The 15,983-nt window shown below is 51.3% G+C and carries 15 protein-coding genes, 2 pseudogenes and 3 CRISPR repeat arrays; of the genes and pseudogenes, 1 reads left to right on the top strand and 16 read right to left on the bottom strand.

Annotated elements, in window-relative coordinates; genetic code table 11:
• The coding region (locus PPOP_RS24445) for a hypothetical protein (protein ID WP_234399850.1) at positions 1-231 on the top strand (231 nt) is incomplete at its 5' end.
• A gap of 277 nt (positions 232-508) precedes the next feature.
• Positions 509-1,133: direct repeats of the CRISPR family, unit length 32 nt; unit sequence ATTTCAATCCACGCATCCGTATAGGATGCGAC.
• 711 nt (positions 1,134-1,844) lie between these two features.
• Here the strand turns inward: PPOP_RS24445 and PPOP_RS14395 are convergent.
• From PPOP_RS14395 to PPOP_RS14330, 16 genes and pseudogenes are all read right to left on the bottom strand, one after another.
• The gene (locus PPOP_RS14395) at positions 1,845-2,111 is read right to left on the bottom strand and encodes a hypothetical protein (RefSeq protein ID WP_006287256.1); all 267 of its coding nucleotides are present in this window, start codon (positions 2,109-2,111) and stop codon (positions 1,845-1,847) included.
• Between the two features lie 83 nt (positions 2,112-2,194).
• A pseudogene (gene tnpC / locus PPOP_RS19540) lies at positions 2,195-3,688 on the bottom strand (IS66 family transposase).
• Positions 3,689-3,744: 56 nt separating this feature from the next.
• The gene (gene tnpB / locus PPOP_RS14380) at positions 3,745-4,098 is read right to left on the bottom strand and encodes an IS66 family insertion sequence element accessory protein TnpB (RefSeq protein ID WP_006287253.1); all 354 of its coding nucleotides are present in this window, start codon (positions 4,096-4,098) and stop codon (positions 3,745-3,747) included.
• Complete coding sequence (gene tnpA / locus PPOP_RS14375) at positions 4,092-4,421, bottom strand: IS66 family insertion sequence element accessory protein TnpA (RefSeq protein WP_006287251.1); 330 nt, start codon at positions 4,419-4,421, stop codon at positions 4,092-4,094. Before tnpA ends, tnpB begins: the two co-directional genes overlap by 7 nt.
• Before the next feature lie 127 nt (positions 4,422-4,548).
• Positions 4,549-4,977: direct repeats of the CRISPR family, unit length 32 nt; unit sequence ATTTCAATCCACGCATCCACATAGGATGCGAC.
• A gap of 290 nt (positions 4,978-5,267) precedes the next feature.
• Entirely contained in the window at positions 5,268-5,447 is a 180-nt protein-coding gene (locus PPOP_RS24440) for a hypothetical protein (RefSeq protein WP_234399849.1), read from the bottom strand.
• 35 nt (positions 5,448-5,482) lie between these two features.
• A complete protein-coding gene (locus PPOP_RS24435) occupies positions 5,483-5,701 on the bottom strand; it encodes a hypothetical protein (protein WP_234399848.1) in 219 nt (72 codons plus the stop codon).
• Positions 5,702-6,103: 402 nt separating this feature from the next.
• Complete coding sequence (locus PPOP_RS24430; RefSeq protein ID WP_234399851.1) at positions 6,104-6,184, bottom strand: carboxyltransferase domain-containing protein; 81 nt, start codon at positions 6,182-6,184, stop codon at positions 6,104-6,106.
• A 282-nt stretch (positions 6,185-6,466) separates the two neighbouring features.
• A CRISPR array of direct repeats spans positions 6,467-7,422; the repeat unit is 32 nt; unit sequence ATTTCAATCCACGCATCCGCGTAGGATGCGAC.
• 966 nt (positions 7,423-8,388) lie between these two features.
• A pseudogene (locus PPOP_RS20775) lies at positions 8,389-8,604 on the bottom strand (transketolase); the annotation flags it as partial.
• Positions 8,605-8,676: 72 nt separating this feature from the next.
• A complete protein-coding gene (locus PPOP_RS14365; RefSeq protein WP_006287244.1) occupies positions 8,677-9,525 on the bottom strand; it encodes a fructose-bisphosphatase class II in 849 nt (282 codons plus the stop codon).
• A gap of 33 nt (positions 9,526-9,558) precedes the next feature.
• Positions 9,559-10,221: a dihydroxyacetone kinase subunit DhaL gene (gene dhaL / locus PPOP_RS14360; RefSeq protein ID WP_006287243.1), complete on the bottom strand. Its 663-nt coding sequence runs from the start codon at positions 10,219-10,221 to the stop codon at positions 9,559-9,561.
• Between the two features lie 12 nt (positions 10,222-10,233).
• Complete coding sequence (locus PPOP_RS14355; protein ID WP_042229002.1) at positions 10,234-11,238, bottom strand: dihydroxyacetone kinase subunit DhaK; 1,005 nt, start codon at positions 11,236-11,238, stop codon at positions 10,234-10,236.
• Positions 11,235-11,699, bottom strand: a complete 465-nt coding sequence (gene rpiB / locus PPOP_RS14350; RefSeq protein ID WP_042229000.1) for a ribose 5-phosphate isomerase B — start codon at positions 11,697-11,699, stop codon at positions 11,235-11,237. Before rpiB ends, PPOP_RS14355 begins: the two co-directional genes overlap by 4 nt.
• A gap of 54 nt (positions 11,700-11,753) precedes the next feature.
• Entirely contained in the window at positions 11,754-12,860 is a 1,107-nt protein-coding gene (locus PPOP_RS14345; RefSeq protein WP_006287240.1) for an erythritol/L-threitol dehydrogenase, read from the bottom strand.
• 33 nt (positions 12,861-12,893) lie between these two features.
• Positions 12,894-14,009 carry an ABC transporter ATP-binding protein gene (locus PPOP_RS14340; RefSeq protein ID WP_006287239.1) on the bottom strand — a complete coding sequence of 372 codons (1,116 nt, stop codon included), beginning with the start codon at positions 14,007-14,009 and terminating at the stop codon, positions 12,894-12,896.
• Positions 13,996-15,138: an ABC transporter ATP-binding protein gene (locus PPOP_RS14335; protein ID WP_006287238.1), complete on the bottom strand. Its 1,143-nt coding sequence runs from the start codon at positions 15,136-15,138 to the stop codon at positions 13,996-13,998. Before PPOP_RS14335 ends, PPOP_RS14340 begins: the two co-directional genes overlap by 14 nt.
• A 23-nt stretch (positions 15,139-15,161) precedes the next feature.
• Entirely contained in the window at positions 15,162-15,983 is an 822-nt protein-coding gene (locus PPOP_RS14330; RefSeq protein ID WP_006287236.1) for a carbohydrate ABC transporter permease, read from the bottom strand.

Raw genomic sequence — 15,983 nt, 5'->3', positions numbered from 1 at the left:
AGTGTAGCTCATGGTGGATTCTCCTTGTGTGAATGGGGTGGTGAGAACTTTCATTCTACACGAATCCGGCCATGGGCCCTTTGTTTTTTATTCCAAGAAGGTGTCGCACTTCATTTTACAATCCGTCTTATGAATAATTTATCCATTAGTTTGGTGCGAATCCCCCGGGGATTTCATGTGAGCTTCACATTCGCACCTGCGATGAAGAAAAACATTTATCGCGTGAATTGAAATAAATACAATTTTTCAGTTCACATTCTTGTCCTGCTTTTAAGTATATCATGGTTGTATGTGTTGCGACTGCCTGTTTGAGCGAAAACCAAATCTAGACGAACTCCTTATAATTAACTGTCCATGTTGTCTGCTAATCTCTCCCGACGAATCCATTGCCAGCAGATCGAGCGGCCGCCGCCTCTCCAATTTCTGGTGGTCATGCAAGAAATCATGAAAGTTTAATTTGATGCTAGACTTTACATTCTGGACAGAGACAAATCTAAAACTTTGATTTTTTTCAATCCACATATCCATATAGGATGCTACTATGCTCGTCCGTCATCTGATACCGATCGCCGACTTTCAATCCACGCATCCGTATAGGATGCGACCGGAGGGAGATGACCATGCGATTTAATTTTGGACATTTCAATCCACGCATCCGTATAGGATGCGACGGGAACATTCGAAAAATATCGGCAAAGACTGGAGCATTTCAATCCACGCATCCGTATAGGATGCGACTGTAGTTCAAAACTGTATAGATATTATCGCGACAATTTCAATCCACGCATCCGTATAGGATGCGACATGGGGCAACGTCAAAACCAAAAACGAATTATTTATTTCAATCCACGCATCCGTATAGGATGCGACCACCAACGGTCGTCCACCGACTTATACGGAATATATTTCAATCCACGCATCCGTATAGGATGCGACCAATCCTCCGCTTGTATCTTTCGGTGCGCGTCGAATTTCAATCCACGCATCCGTATAGGATGCGACGCCAATTCGTTGAGGCGAGTAAGTGCAGTATTTGATTTCAATCCACGCATCCGTATAGGATGCGACTGAAAAGTAATACCTCTAAAGCGACATTCCAGAATTTCAATCCACGCATCCGTATAGGATGCGACAGCAGGAATATACATATAATGTAACAAAAGGGACCAAAAACGAGCAAATGCTACAAAAAAATGAGCAGTTACATCAAGATGGCTGATTATTTAGCATTTCGCCCGGATTTTTATGGATAATTTATCTATTAGTTTGGTGCGAATCTCCCGGGGTTTTCATGTGAGCTCCACATTCGCACCTGCGGTGAAATATAATATTTATGAATTAATTGGAATAAATAGAATTTTATCCATTCACGTTCTTATCCTGCTTTTTAGTATATCATGGTTGCATGCTTTGCGGTAACTTTTTACAGCTTGTTTAAGCGAAACCAAATCTAGATGAGTTCCTTCTTAGTTAACTGTCCATTCTGTCTGCTAATCTCTCCCGACGAATCCATTGTCAGCAAATCGACCGGGCGCACCGCCTTTCCGATTTCTGGCAGTCATACAAGAAGTCATGAAAGTTTAATTTGATGCTTGACTTTACATTCTGGGTAGAGACAAATCTAAAGTTTCGATTTCTTTCGATCCACGCATCCACATAGGATGGTGACTTTTAGATAGTTAGATACAAGTAACTATACGATGAAGTAAGTAATACAAGTGGGCCGAATAATACGGCACTCCAAGATAGTAGTCCATGATTAATACGTTGCGCCATGTAAAAAGATACTGAACCACTTACTGTGATAAGGATAAAGGAAAATACACCAGAACTAAATACGAAACTCAGCAGAACGGAAAAATACAACCCAATAAAACATAAAGCATAACGGCTGCACCTGTATCTATTGATCTGGCTCTATTCAGGAAAGTGAGTAAAATCCAACCTAATACACAACCAACATAACTGGACGCGATAGTGAACGTAAGCGCCATAAACAACCCATGAAGGGATTTTCCGAAAATTTCTATTATCCCAAAATAAAAACTTAAAACGGTAATTACAGTAGCAACAAAAGCAGAAGCGCCCGCACCTTTAAAATAAGCAAACATGGTCATCCCTCCTTTTAATACAAAATATAACATGGAATGTTTTTCAAGTCACTGATTATTCGTGAACGACAAATAGACCCCACCTAGCAGTCAGAATGGGGCCAGTGTATGATGAATGCAGATTCGTTCATGCGACAGGAGTCCGGAAGGTGCGATGACCATGGCATGAACGGAGAGAATGCCTCAGCCTCTTGCAAGTCGGCAAGTTGCGGCAAGTTGCGGCAACTGTTTGAATCGCTGCGCTGGCCGCAGCTCCTCGTGGAGTATTCGCAAACAGCCAATTTTTGCGCCCGATTACAAACGGCATGATCGAACGTTCACTGCGGTTGTTATCGATCTCAAGTATGCCGTCTTTCAGAAAATCGCTTAGCTTCTCCCACTGATTTAGGCTGTAGGCAATCGCCTGGCCCAACAGACTTTTGGGCCTGCTGGCGCAGCTAGGCATAGTACGCATCTAGCACCGGACGGCTTCGCTCTGCCCGCGCTTGGTGACGTTCCTCCGGCGTGGCCTCCTTCAGCTCGCGTTCAATCGCAAACAACTGGTTGCAATACGCCAGCCCCTGCGCTGCGACTGTGTTTGGATTGCCTTTGGCTACTGGCGCTGCTTTCAGCGCTTCGTCATACTTGCGCCGCGCATGCGCCCAGCAACCCACCAGCGTCACATCCTTCACCTTGTGATGACCGGCATAGCCATCTACGTGCAGATAGCCGCTGAAGCCGGCAAGGGAGTCTCGCGGATGCTCGCCGCCTCTCGTCCGTCGATAGTCATAAATGACCACCGGCTCTGTGTCGCGACCGGTTCGATATAACCACAGATATGAGGTGGCTTCCGCCGATTTCCCCGGCTCCCGAAGTGCCTGCAGCGTCGTCTCGTCCGCCTGCAGCGCTTTCTGCAGCAGCAGATGCTTTTTCATTTCCTCCACCATTGGCTTCAGCCACCGTTCGGCACCGTAAATCATCCAGTTCGCCATCGTTTGCCGCGACAACGTATCGCCCAAACGGGCAAATTGCTGTTCCTGTCGGTAGAGCGGCATACTGTCCACGTATTTCTGGCACATGACATACGCCATCGCAGTAGGAGAGGCTAGGCTGCCCGGGTATACAGGTTTGGGCATTGGCGCCGTGACGATGGGAGTCTGCAGCTCATGACGCTCGCAGTGACGGCGGCAGGCATACACCTGCCTGACATGCCGAACCACCTTGACCTGCGGCGGAACGACGGCAATCTCACTGCGCGTTTCCGTGGTCATTTCATGCAGGGAGCCGCCGCAGCACGCGCAGATTTGCTCAGGTACGTCACCGTTTCCACCGGCAGCTTAGACAGCTCAGCTTCGCGCTTGCCGCTTGTTTGGCGCCGCTCGTAGGTCAGTGTTTCCATCTCGGGCTCTTGCCCTTTCGGCGTGGCCCATACTTCGGCTTCGTTAAACAGGTTGAACTCCAGTTAATCAGGGTGTAGCGCCGAAGCGTTTCTGCTGCGCCAGACGAAACTGTTCTTCATACCACTTCAGTTTGGCGGTCAGCTCGGCAATTTGCTGTTGAAGTTGTTCGAGGGTAGGGGTTTCCGCGTTTGTTTTCATAGAGATATACAATTAGACAAACGCGGGGGATTTCCTGCTACACGCACATATTTGGCTCAAATCGCCGCTTCGGGCGAAATCGCCGGATGGGCGAGTCGCTGAGTTAGCGAAAGACCGTCAAGCAGCCAACGCAGTTCACGGGCAGAGAGGACAACCGTTCGCTCGCGGCTGAGCGGCCATTGGAACGTACCGCGTTCAAGCCGCCGAAAGAATAGCCAAAAGCCATTATGATCCCAGTAAAGCAGCTTCAACTTATTGCGTTCACGGTTACAGAAGACGAACAGACTCGCCGAAAAAGGACTCAAGCCAAAGCTTTCTTGGACGAGCGCAGCCAATCCGTCGATAGACTTGCGTAAGTCCGTAGCTCCGCTAGCCAGATAGACGCGCTGAGCGCTAGAGAGCGTCAGCATGACACATCCAGGGCAGCGACCGCTTCACGAAGCGGCTTAGGGTCGAAGCCTGCCGTCAGTTTAATGCGCGTGGAGCCGACATAGAGGGTAAGGGAGGAGGAAGGCGTATGTGCCATCGGTTCGCTTAAGGCGAGCGGAACAAAGCGAACGGAAGAGGTTGCTGCTGTCGCTGTCGAGCGGCCTTTCAGGGTACGGAGCCAATATCTTAATTGATCTTTAGTCACGTGATGCTCGGCGCACCAGACCTTCATCGTCTGGCCGCTTGCTTCATAAGCTGCGACGCGCGCGGTCCATTCTTGTCGGCGTTGTTCTTGTTTCGTCATGAGGCAACCTCCTGTGATTTGGATTTGCTCTCATCTTCTCATGATTCCCGGGGGCTGTTGAAGGTGTGCCAGGTTTGACGCTTACGTTGCGACAGGCAATCGCAACTGAACTTGTGTCAGGAGTTAAATTTCAATCCACGCATCCACATAGGATGCGACATCGAAGCGCGTCTCTCTACGACCGAGGACCTTACATTTCAATCCACGCATCCACATAGGATGCGACCAGAGCCGGCGGCTACTACAGCCAGCGACGGCAATTTCAATCCACGCATCCACATAGGATGCGACGGAGTAACGCCACTATTGTTTGTTTGTGAGATCCATTTCAATCCACGCATCCACATAGGATGCGACTGGAGGGCTTCCAAATCTTCCGGATGCTCGACAAGATTTCAATCCACGCATCCACATAGGATGCGACCCAGGAATTGCTCGCGGCCATTAACTCCGTCAAATTTCAATCCACGCATCCACATAGGATGCGACGGTTCCTGCGCCTCGCAAGACACCCCGAAGAGATCATTTCAATCCACGCATCCACATAGGATGCGACAGCGAAAATTGACATTAATTCCTAATTAATACCTTGAAAATGTTTAAAAAAGTCAATTAATTGACAATTCAGAGCTAATTTTTAAATCCAATGACAAATCGACCACGTTAAAAAATCCATTTTTTTAGAAATAGTATGGTGCGAATCCCCCAGGAAATTCATGTGCACTACACATTCGCACCAAAACATGAATGGGTTTTCCTATATTTAGATCCATCTCTACAAAGTATAAGTTATCACATTTCACAGACCAATAGTAGTGATCAAACGGGTGTAATTTGCATCTTCCTTCATTCCTTACCTCCGTTCGTACACCAAACTATAAATCCGTCTTCGTCCGGCTCCTCCTCGTCGGTCACATAGCCGAGGGGCTTAAAGCAAGCCAGGCACGGCTTATTGTGCTCTTCGATGCTCGCCACCCATCTGCTCGCGGATGGCCGTTCCGGGCGATTCATCACTTCGCGCACCAATTGTTTTCCATATCCTTCATTTTCGGAAGGATGGATTATGTCCGATATAGGCTGACTCGCCATCCCGTTCGATCATAGCCATGCCAATCGGCTCCTCTCCGCGATAAGCCAGCCACGCAGAGCATGTCATTGCCCGATATGTTATCCAACCATTTCTCGAATAGAAGCATCCCGGGCATGCGTATGCATACTTCCATATCTTCGAACCATGCCGCCAAGATGATCGGCACCTGGCTCCTGCGCAAAGCTTCCATCGTTCAATCGACGCCATCCTGATTCAACCCCATTTCATTATTGTTATATATCCCTTTGTCCTTCGGATGCTCGGGCGTCTTCCTATCCTATACGACAGCATCCTCTACCGCCTTCACAATGCGATCAGCTTCTTGCGTGCAACCGAGCCTAACGGCCAATTGTCTCGCTATATCGGCCAGATCCGCCAGATCGTATCCCCCGATCTTAGCAAGATCGGAGGGGGCATATCCGGAGAAATAACGGAATCGGCGACTGGCCGATCAATTGCTAGCCGCCTGGTGTGACAATAGGACAGACCCCGGTCTGCCTCCCGACAATCCCGACCGCCCACTAGCGCCCACCACAATCGTCAGGCGCGAGGAAGAGCGCCTCGGTGGCAATCTCTCCGGCAGGCCGCCGAGCTACGGAAAACCGGAAGCAAACCCCATCATGTATACCAAGTACACGGCGCTGCTATGAATGAGAACAACCTCATCGGCCAATAGCCGCTTATACGCGGCGACCTCCTCCAGATCGAGACCCTATTCCCCGCCGTAGCATACCGGAATTTCGGCAGTACGCACCTTTTTGTCAGCCTCATATCCGCCATCTGTACTACATCCCGCTCCAGATTCACTTTCACCTTCCTTCATATCGATACTTTGCATTCTATTATGGTTGTAGCAGTGACAACAACTTTACAAGGAACATATGTTCTACAAAAAGACAAGCATCCCACCCCGTGCCATCTTCTGTCACAAGCTGAGATGCTTTTTTGGTTTCATATTTGATTCCACGCATGCGCGTAGGATGCAACTCCTGCTCAGCACTCTGCCGGAAGAGATACGTGAATTTCAATCCACGCATCCGCGTAGGATGCGACAGGGGGGCCACGCCAACGGAGAGTTATTTGGAGCATTTCAATCCACGCATCCGCGTAGGATGCGACGACCCCTATTTGACGTGCTAAAATGCTAGTGTCAATTTCAATCCACGCATCCGCGTAGGATGCGACGAGTACAACCCAAATAGCGTCGCACCGCCCGAAATATTTCAATCCACGCATCCGCGTAGGATGCGACTGATCTATTCGAGGTACTGGAGGGAGGAGCATAATTTCAATCCACGCATCCGCGTAGGATGCGACGTAGTACCTGACGGTATTTCAGTGGGATCATGACAATTTCAATCCACGCATCCGCGTAGGATGCGACACAGCGACTTGGTCGCTAGCGGTGTATGAAAGGATTTCAATCCACGCATCCGCGTAGGATGCGACGTCGCGCAGCGGACATGGGGAGGAACACTAGTAGAATTTCAATCCACGCATCCGCGTAGGATGCGACGCCTGGACGGGCTTTCAGAGCGCGTCACAAGGGTAATTTCAATCCACGCATCCGCGTAGGATGCGACTGAAAAACAGAAGAACGTTCACCCTTCGTTTAATTTCAATCCACGCATCCGCGTAGGATGCGACCTCAACGGTATACCTTGCATATAGCAGTTCTTTGATTTCAATCCACGCATCCGCGTAGGATGCGACTGGACCATCACAGGGCCAATTGGATCCTGTCAAAATTTCAATCCACGCATCCGCGTAGGATGCGACTCTGTCACACCGATAATATAATCCACCGTTGCTTATTTCAATCCACGCATCCGCGTAGGATGCGACGCCGCTTGTGCTGCTTTTACGAGTTCGTTATTTCATTTCAATCCACGCATCCGCGTAGGATGCGACAGCAAAAATTGACATTAATAGCCAATTAATACCTTGGAACCGTTAAAAAGAGTCAATTAATTGACAAATAAAAACGAGTTTTTAAACCAACGGCAAATCGACCACATTAAAAAATCCATTTTTTAGAAAAAATATGGTGCGAATCCCCCGGGAAATTCATGTGCACTACACATTCGCACCACAACATGAATGGCTTTTCCTATATCTAGATCCATGTCTCAATGTATAAGTTACCACATTTCACAGGCCAATAGTAGTGATCAAACCGATATAATTTGCTTACCCCCGCATTCCCTACCTCCGTTCGTACCCCAAACTATAACATCCGTCTTCGCCCGGCTCCTCTCGTCAGTTACATAGCCGTGGGACTTAAGGCAAGCCAGGCACGGCTTATTGTCCTCTTCGATGCTCGCCAGTCCGTTCGATAATAGCCATGCCAATCAGTTCTTCTCCGCGATAAGCCAGCCACGCAAAGTACATGTCATTGCCCAATGTGTTACCCAACCATTTCTCCAATAGAAGTATCCCATCATGCGTATCTTACTTCCACATCTTCGATCATACCGCCAAGATCGGCACATGGCTCCTGCGCAAAGTTCCTTACTTCTGCTTATCGCAGCATCACAGCATCATAGGATCACAGGTTCGCAACATACCGTCACCGTAGTAAAAGCAGGGACTTATTCGATCATTCCTGGGATTGGATGATGATCAAGGTTAAGTGGATAATAATACACCTCCCTGCTTCCTTCATACGACGTTGCACAGCCATTCCCCATGTATGTGTAATTCCCCATCCAGCGAGGATGTCGTACCAAAAAAAGACAAAGGGCGCAATTGAAGCAGCCCCCTCGTCTTTCTATTACATCATCATTCATCTTTAATAAATACCCGTACTGCCCCTGTCAATGGCCAGTCGAACCGTGACCTTGGCGGGCAGCACACAAGTCTTACCCAATTGATGCAGATACTATATAAGTGCATCGATGCGTGTCCGGCAGACGGAATGAACCGATCCCGGTTCCATCATCCCGGATTCGCAGGACTGACGCTCATGAACCGGTTCCACAGCGTATAAGCCATCGGGGCCGCTCCCATCGGCATGCCGGGATGTCCCGATCCGGCCTTCTCGATGGCATCGATCGACCTTGTTCGAATCGTGTTAACACACCGCTCGTCGATTCTATCCCACTCGCTTGCATATGCCCCTCCTCCCGGCTTACGATTCTCGTCAATCGCGAGAGCCCCATCTGCTTAATGATAGGATTCAATGAACTGGAATCTCGTAAGGCTGCCTCCGAAGGCGAGCAAAGAATGAGTTAGCACGGTTCCGTTCCTCTTGCGTACTCCTTGTAATAGCAAGCCATCCGTGATGCCTGTGGCAACGAACAGACAGTCGTCTGATTGTACCATATCGCCCAGAGTCAAGATGGTGCCAGGCTTGGGCAATCCCATCCGTAAACATCGCTCCACTTCTCCTTCATGTTGTGGAAGAAGCTGAGCCTGTATATCACCTCCGAGGCATCTCAGCGCCACGGCGGCGAGCACGCCTTCCGGCGCCCCTCCTGTTCCCGCCAGCAGATCCACATTGTATCCATCAATCGCTGTCGCAATGGCGCCAGTCACATCGCCATCGGAAAATAATCGGACTCTGGCTCCCGTATCCAACACATCGCGAATCAATACTTCATGTCTGGGGCGGTCTTGAATCATGACTGTGACGTCGGACACCTTCTTGCCGAGCGCATCGGCCACGGAGAGCACATTCTCCGACATAGGCAGTCCAAATGAATGCGTCCTGCCGCCTGCGGCCCCACCGCCAATTTCTTCATATACATATCGGGAGCATGCAGCAGACTGCCTGCGGAAGCTGCCGCGATGACGGTAATGGCGTTGTCTTGTCCCTTCGCCGATCACGATCAGTCCGCGCATGCCGATCCGGTTCATGTTTTCTCTCATCGCTGCCGTGCCTGCTTCATCTGCTTCCTGCTTGCATCCTTTGCCTATCCAAGGGGAAGCGGCGAAGGCAGCCTGTTGTGTAACGGTCAGAAAATCCATGTGCATCTTGGCCACAACATCATTACGATCCGCATTCGTTATCAAGGATCCCCCCCCTCATGCATAGGATTAAGGTGCTTACGATGTAACCTGAGATTCAACCGGGGCTTCTATTGTGTCCAGGAACGCGCGAAGGATCAGATAAGCCGATGTTGCTCCCGGATCTTGAATGCCCAGGGAACGCTCCCCCAGACGGCTCGATCTCCCTCTTCTCGACAGCATGGCCCTCGTCGCCTCCATCCCGCGTCGGCCCGCCGATACCGCTTCGGCAAATGCAGCCCTGAACTCGCCCGTCGTCCGGTAACTAATCTGCAACGCTGCGAGCGCTGGCTCCAGCGTATCGATCATCGTCTTGTCGCCGATCTCCGCCCTCCCTTGCTCCTTGATTCCTTCAATAAAAGCAACCCAGAAACGGACCAGATCCTCGTCGCGCAGCACCGTAATGTTCTGGATGGCCTTTGCCCCCCACAGAAACCCCATAGCATATAGCGGCCCGACGGAAGAACCTACCGCTGACAGGAACGCTCGTCCCGCAACGGAACAGATCCTGCCGCAATCTTGTTCGTCCTTCAACGTGTCGCGCAATTGTTCGCCGATGGCCTGCCAGCCAATCGACATGGTTACCCCATGATCGCCGTCGCCCAGCTTCCGATCCAGCTCGGACAAGTACTCTTTATTTTCTTCGATTACACCGATGACATAAGTTAGATACGTCTTCAGATCATCCGCCGTCATGTTCATGACCGCTCCTCCTTACTTCTGTACATACATGGGACAGTCGGCAGGGTAATCGATCAACGCTTCCAGCTCATCGTCCAGATGCATCACCGTCACCGAACACCCTCCCATTTCCAGAGATGTGCTGTACTCGCCCACGTAAGCACGATGAATAACAATCCCTCTCTCAGACAACAATTGCTCGACCCTCAAGAACACGATATACAGTTCCATTCGCGTCGTTGAACCGAGTCCATTTACAAGAACGGCAGTCCGGGATCCTGGCTCAAGCGGCATATCCGCCACAATATCATGAACAAGACGTTCAGCTACCCGTTCGGCCGTTTGCAGCCGCCCTTTCTCGATTCCCGGTTCCCCGTGATGGCCAAGGCCAATTTCCATCTCGTCCGCTTCCAATTCGAAGCTGGGCTGGCCCGTCTGGGGCAAGGAACACGGCGTCAGACCCACTCCCATGCTTCGAGTCCGCGCATTCGCCCAATTCGACACGCTGACGACTTCACTCAACGAATACCCTTGTGCCGCAGCGGCCCCGGCCACCTTCGTTACCAAAAACTCGCCGGCAATGCCGCGACGATTCTCGCTGCCTTCCCTCGGAGCGGAGGCTACGTCATCCGTTACGATAACCGTCCCTACAGGAATACCGTACTCGAGGTCGGCCAATTCCGCCGCCATGTCGAAGTTCATGACATCGCCAGCATAGTTCCCGTAAATATATACAACCCCTGCACCCTTATCAATCGCCTTGGTCGCCTCCAGAATCGGATCGGGCGGCGGAGAAGCAAATATATTGCCTACCGCCACGCCATCCGCCATCCCGTCCCCGACATAACCCATAAATGCAGGCTCATGGCCGGATCCCCCACCGATGAGTATGCCAACCTTGCCCTCCGTGGTGTCTCTCACCGTAACGATCGAACGCTTATGTTGCGGAAGCTGCCGGACATATTGCGGATGGGCTGCCGCGAAGCCAGCGATCATTTCCTCCACGACATCATTCGGAGCGTTAATCAATTTTTTCAATGACATACAGCCCCTTTCAAGAAATCCTGCTCTTTCTCGATAATCTGCTGAACCTTTCTCGCCGAATTGCCGCCGGTAAACTCCGATTGCAGATATACGGTGACGATCTGCTTGGCCAGTTCAATGCCGATTACCTTCGCACCCATCGTGATAATCTGCGCATCATTGCTCTTCTGTGCCCGCTCCGCCGAATAGGTGTCATGGCACAGCGCGGCGCGAATGCCGGGAACTTTCCCTGCGGCGATGGCAACGCCGATGCCGGTTCCGCAGATCAAGATTCCTCTTGCGATCTTGTTGGAGAGGATATCGCCGGCAACCCGGAAGGCAACGTCCGGGTAATCCACCTCCATGTAGGAAGCGCAGCCATAATCATGTACTTCGTAACCGAGCGATTGCACAAACGCCTTGATCTCTTCTTTCATCACATACGCATTATGGTCAGAGCCTAATCCGATTTTCATAGGCATATTCCTTTCTGTTCATGATTCATGATGGGCATGGCTTTGCTACGCCGACTACGGGATAAGCACAACTTTCAATGACTGCGACCCGCTCCTCACCAGTTGAAATCCGCGCTTGAACTGTTCCAGCGACAGTTGATGCGTGACGATGCCCTCCGTTGGAAGATCGCCGTTGGCAATGCCTTTAATTACAGGCTCGTAGCAGTATGGCCCCAGATGCGAGCCGAGCACATCCAGTTCTTTGCGGTCGCTGATAATGCTCCAGTCTACGGTTACGGGGTCGGTGAACACGCTGAATTCCACGAATCGGCCAAGCTTACGAATCAGGCTCAGACCTTGCTCTACCGACTTCTGGGCGCCGGTTGCTTCAATATAGATGTCGCATCCATACCCGCCGGTCAGTTCCTTCACGATGTGCGCGACATCGTTCTTGCTCGGATTCAACACCAGATCGGCGCCGAACTGCTCGGCCAATCGCAGCCGGTCCTCGAACAAATCAAGAACAATCAGCTTCCCTGGACCCGACTTCTTAATTGCTCCGATCATCCCTAACCCAAGCGTTCCGGCTCCGGCCAGCACGACGATATCCCCCAGTTGAATCTGTGCACGCTGCACCGCATGGTAGGAGCAGGCAAAAGGTTCGATCAAGATCGCCTTCTCCAAGGGAAGATTGGCAGGCACCTTGTAGTTGATCGCTTCCTTCGGCAACTTCATGTATTCGGCCATCCCGCCATTCACATTGTTCTGGAAGCCGTACAAGTCATGCTTCTCGCACATCCAATACTGCCCCCGATTGCAGAAGCGGCACTTCCAGCAAGGCACGATCTGTTCGGATATGACTCTGTTGCCTATGGCGAACCCCTCTACCCCAGGCCCAAGCGCTGCCACATGGCCGATAAATTCATGTCCCGGTATCACCGGCGCTTTAATGTAAGCGGACTGAGTCTCGCTCCCCCAGAAGCTCGGAGCCCCTCCAAATGCCTTCAGATCCCCTGCGCATATTCCACAGCCTTCCACTTTGAGCAAAATCTCTCCTTCTCCGACTGCCGGAACCGGCACTTCCTCCAGCCGGTAATCGCCGGGCGCGTAAGCGACAACAGCTTTCATTGTATCGGGAATAACGGCTTTCCCTGCCACTGACTCCACCCATTCGTTCGTCATGCTGGTTATCCCCCCTTATTCGTATCATCCGATTCACCCAGAAGGTCGGCTTCCGATTCGGTTACCGGACAGCAGATCGAAGAGATGGATGCGATCCTCCCGAAATAACAGCCTGATCTTGTCCCCTGGACGGTATGCGGTACCCTGCATGGTAATCAGAGTGAGCATTTGATCGCGAACGCGGATATGAATGCGATTCTCCTCGCCCAGAGGCTCGAAGATGCTTACACGAGCCGACAACGTACAAGGTGAGTCTCCGTCAACCGGGCAGATCTCGGTCGGGCGAATGCCGAGGCGATAGATTTCCCCCACTCTTACCCGCCGAACATACTGCTCCGGGACAGGAAATACCAGTTCAGAATCTTCAATCCGGAACTGAAGCTTATCCTGCAACTGCACCGTGTTCACAAAGAACAAGTTCATCGGTGGCTCTCCGATAAATCCGGCAACGAATTCGTTGACGGGGTAGTTGTATACTTCCATAGGGGTGCCATACTGCTGAAGCACTCCTTCATTCATAATGGCGATCCGATCGGCCAAGGCCATCGCCTCCGACTGATCGTGAGTGACAATGATGCTCGTTGTCTTCATTTCGGAATGCAGCCGTTTGATTTCCGTCCTCATCGTCTGGCGCATCTTGCCGTCGAGATGAGATAATGGCTCATCCAGCAGCAGAACTTCGGGATGTCTAACGATGGCCCTGGCGATATTGACCCGCTGCTTCTGGCCGCCGGATAATGCGGATGGCTTCATGGGCAGCAGATCTGGAATATGGAGCAGCTCCGCAATCCGGATAACCTCCTGTTTCATTTGACTTTCCGGCATTTTGCGGGCTCGCAGGTTGAAGGCAATATTCTCATACACGGTCAACGGCGGGTACAAGGCGTAATTTTCGAACGCCAGGCCGACATTGCGCCGGCTGGGATGCAATCGGCTGACCGACTTGCCGCCGATCATAATCTCCCCCGACGAGACGTCCTCCAGGCCCGCAATCATTCGCAGGGTGGTTGATTTGCCGCAGCCGGAAGGACCGAGCAGGGCAATGAATTCTCCGTCGCGGCAGATGAGATTGAGCGAGCGGACCGCGTGCACCTGCTTTTTATTTTTGATGTACCTCTTGCACAGATCTTTCATGTTAAGCTCCGCCATCCTTGCTGCCCCCTTTCTCGCCAGCTCGGCCCAAGAAGCTTCTCGTCCTCGCATCGAAGAACAAAGCCTCCGCTGTGTTGAACTTCAGATAGATTGGCGCATCCACGGAACATACCAGGTCTGCCGGTGCTGTCAAGCGGATCTGCCTTTCGTGCCGTTCAACGGTTAGAATCGCCATGGCGCCAAGAGGTTCGAAGCTGTAGATTCGAGCTTCAAGCGCTCCATCCGTCTCTTGTTCGAAGGAATAGAAGATATCTCTGGGGCGGAAGCCTACGCGAACAGCCGGGCAACCCGCCTGTTCAATCCGCCCTAATACGTCATCTGGAACAAAAAAGCGAGAACTATCCCCCAGGAGATTCAGATAAGCGGCTTCGGCTCTCCGTACGATATCCGCGTCCAGTAAATTAATCTCCGGCTCGCCGAACGCCTCTGCCACATATTCCGTGGCCGGTCGGTAGTAGATATCAACAGGTCTGCCGACTTGTTCGATTTGGCCCTCATGAATGACCGCTATCCGATCCCCCAGACTAAGCGCTTCGAGATAGTCATGGGTGACGTAAATAGTGGTTGTATTCAGGCTTTGCTGCATTTCCTTGAACTCTGCCCGCATCTGATGGCGCAGCTTGGCGTCCAGATGCGTCAACGGCTCGTCCATCAAGAACAACTCCGGCTTCCTTACTAGAGCCCGTCCCAACGACACCCGCTGCCGCTGACCGTTCGAGATCTCCGATGGCAGCCTCTCCAGCAGCCGGTCGATACGCAGGATTTGGGCCACGCGTCGAACCTCCTCCCGGATGACGCTCTCCGGCTGGCGGTATTTGGGACTGCGCAAGGGAGACGCCAGATTATCGAACACCGTCAGATGCGGATACAGAGCATAGTTCTCGAATACCATGGCTACATTGCGTTCTTCCGGCTCCATTGCATTGATAACGCGGCCGTTCATGCGGATAACCCCTTCGTTAGGCAAGATAATCCCGGCGATCACGTTTAATAATGTCGTCTTACCTGCTCCGGCCGGACCGAATACGACCAAAAATTCTTTATCCTTCACCTCAAGCGATACATTGTTCAAGGCGGGCTTCCCTTTATAATTGATCGTAATATTTGTTAGTGATAAATCCGCCATCCGTTTCCCTCCCCGCAAGCTACCTATCCTTTGACGGCTCCCATGCTCAACCCGCGAACCAGATGCTTCTGAATAAGCAGCGCCAAAATCACCTCAGGCAATGCGGACAAGGTAACCGCGGCCGCCATTTGCCCGTAGTGAACCGTATCCGAAGAAATATATTTTAATGAAGCCACCGTCGAAGTGACGACTTCCTGGCCCGCGAGAAGCAGCGCGAACGTGAAGTTGTTCCATACAAAAATGAAAGAGAGAAGTCCGGCAGCCACCATCCCTGGCTTAACGAGCGGCACCATGATCTTCATGAACACGTGCCGCCAGGAATACCCGTCCACTCTCCCCGCATGCTCGATCTCCGGCGGAATATCCTCGAAGTACCCTCTGAGAATCCAGATGATGAACGGAAGAGAGATGAGCTGGTACACCCATATCAATCCGAAGTGCGAATCATAGAGTCCTATTTTTTGGTAAATAAGGAATAGCGGCAAAATGACCAGCATCTCGGGCGCGAAGCGGAAGGACAAAAACGTGAAAGCCATATTCTCCTTACCCCGGAAATCAAATCGCGCCAGAGCGTAGGCCGCCGGCACGCCGACGGCGATGGACAGCATCACTGCCCCTACGCTGACAATCAAGTTATTGACGAAATAACCCAGGTACTCCCCCGTTGCAAAAAGCATCCGGTAATTTTCCAATGTAGGCGTAAACACGAAGATCGTATCGTACATTTCCCGATCGAGCTTGAACGAGATCAGCAGCATCCACAACAGAGGAAACAGGGCGAATCCCGCATAGAGAACGAGTGCCGAATGTTTCAACAAGCTCGCCAGTTTCGTTGTGATTTCCAT

The sequence above is a fragment of the Paenibacillus popilliae ATCC 14706 genome, from assembly GCF_000315235.1.
GTDB lineage: Bacteria > Bacillota > Bacilli > Paenibacillales > Paenibacillaceae > Paenibacillus_B > Paenibacillus_B popilliae.
This window is presented reverse-complemented; position numbering and strand designations above follow the sequence as displayed.

What these genes read in the sequence shown, in the direction of transcription:
- dhaL (WP_006287243.1), bottom strand. Translation starts at nt 10,221, where the DNA reads ATGAACATGACGGCGGATGATCTGAAGACGTATCTAACTTATGTCATC.
- PPOP_RS14395 (WP_006287256.1), bottom strand. Translation starts at nt 2,111, where the DNA reads ATGTTTGCTTATTTTAAAGGTGCGGGCGCTTCTGCTTTTGTTGCTACT.
- PPOP_RS14345 (WP_006287240.1), bottom strand. Translation starts at nt 12,860, where the DNA reads ATGACGAACGAATGGGTGGAGTCAGTGGCAGGGAAAGCCGTTATTCCC.
- PPOP_RS14330 (WP_006287236.1), bottom strand. Translation starts at nt 15,983, where the DNA reads ATGGAAATCACAACGAAACTGGCGAGCTTGTTGAAACATTCGGCACTC.
- PPOP_RS14335 (WP_006287238.1), bottom strand. Translation starts at nt 15,138, where the DNA reads ATGGCGGATTTATCACTAACAAATATTACGATCAATTATAAAGGGAAG.
- tnpB (WP_006287253.1), bottom strand. Translation starts at nt 4,098, where the DNA reads ATGCTGACGCTCTCTAGCGCTCAGCGCGTCTATCTGGCTAGCGGAGCT.
- tnpA (WP_006287251.1), bottom strand. Translation starts at nt 4,421, where the DNA reads ATGACGAAACAAGAACAACGCCGACAAGAATGGACCGCGCGCGTCGCA.
- rpiB (WP_042229000.1), bottom strand. Translation starts at nt 11,699, where the DNA reads ATGAAAATCGGATTAGGCTCTGACCATAATGCGTATGTGATGAAAGAA.
- PPOP_RS24435 (WP_234399848.1), bottom strand. Translation starts at nt 5,701, where the DNA reads ATGGAAGCTTTGCGCAGGAGCCAGGTGCCGATCATCTTGGCGGCATGG.
- PPOP_RS14340 (WP_006287239.1), bottom strand. Translation starts at nt 14,009, where the DNA reads ATGGCGGAGCTTAACATGAAAGATCTGTGCAAGAGGTACATCAAAAAT.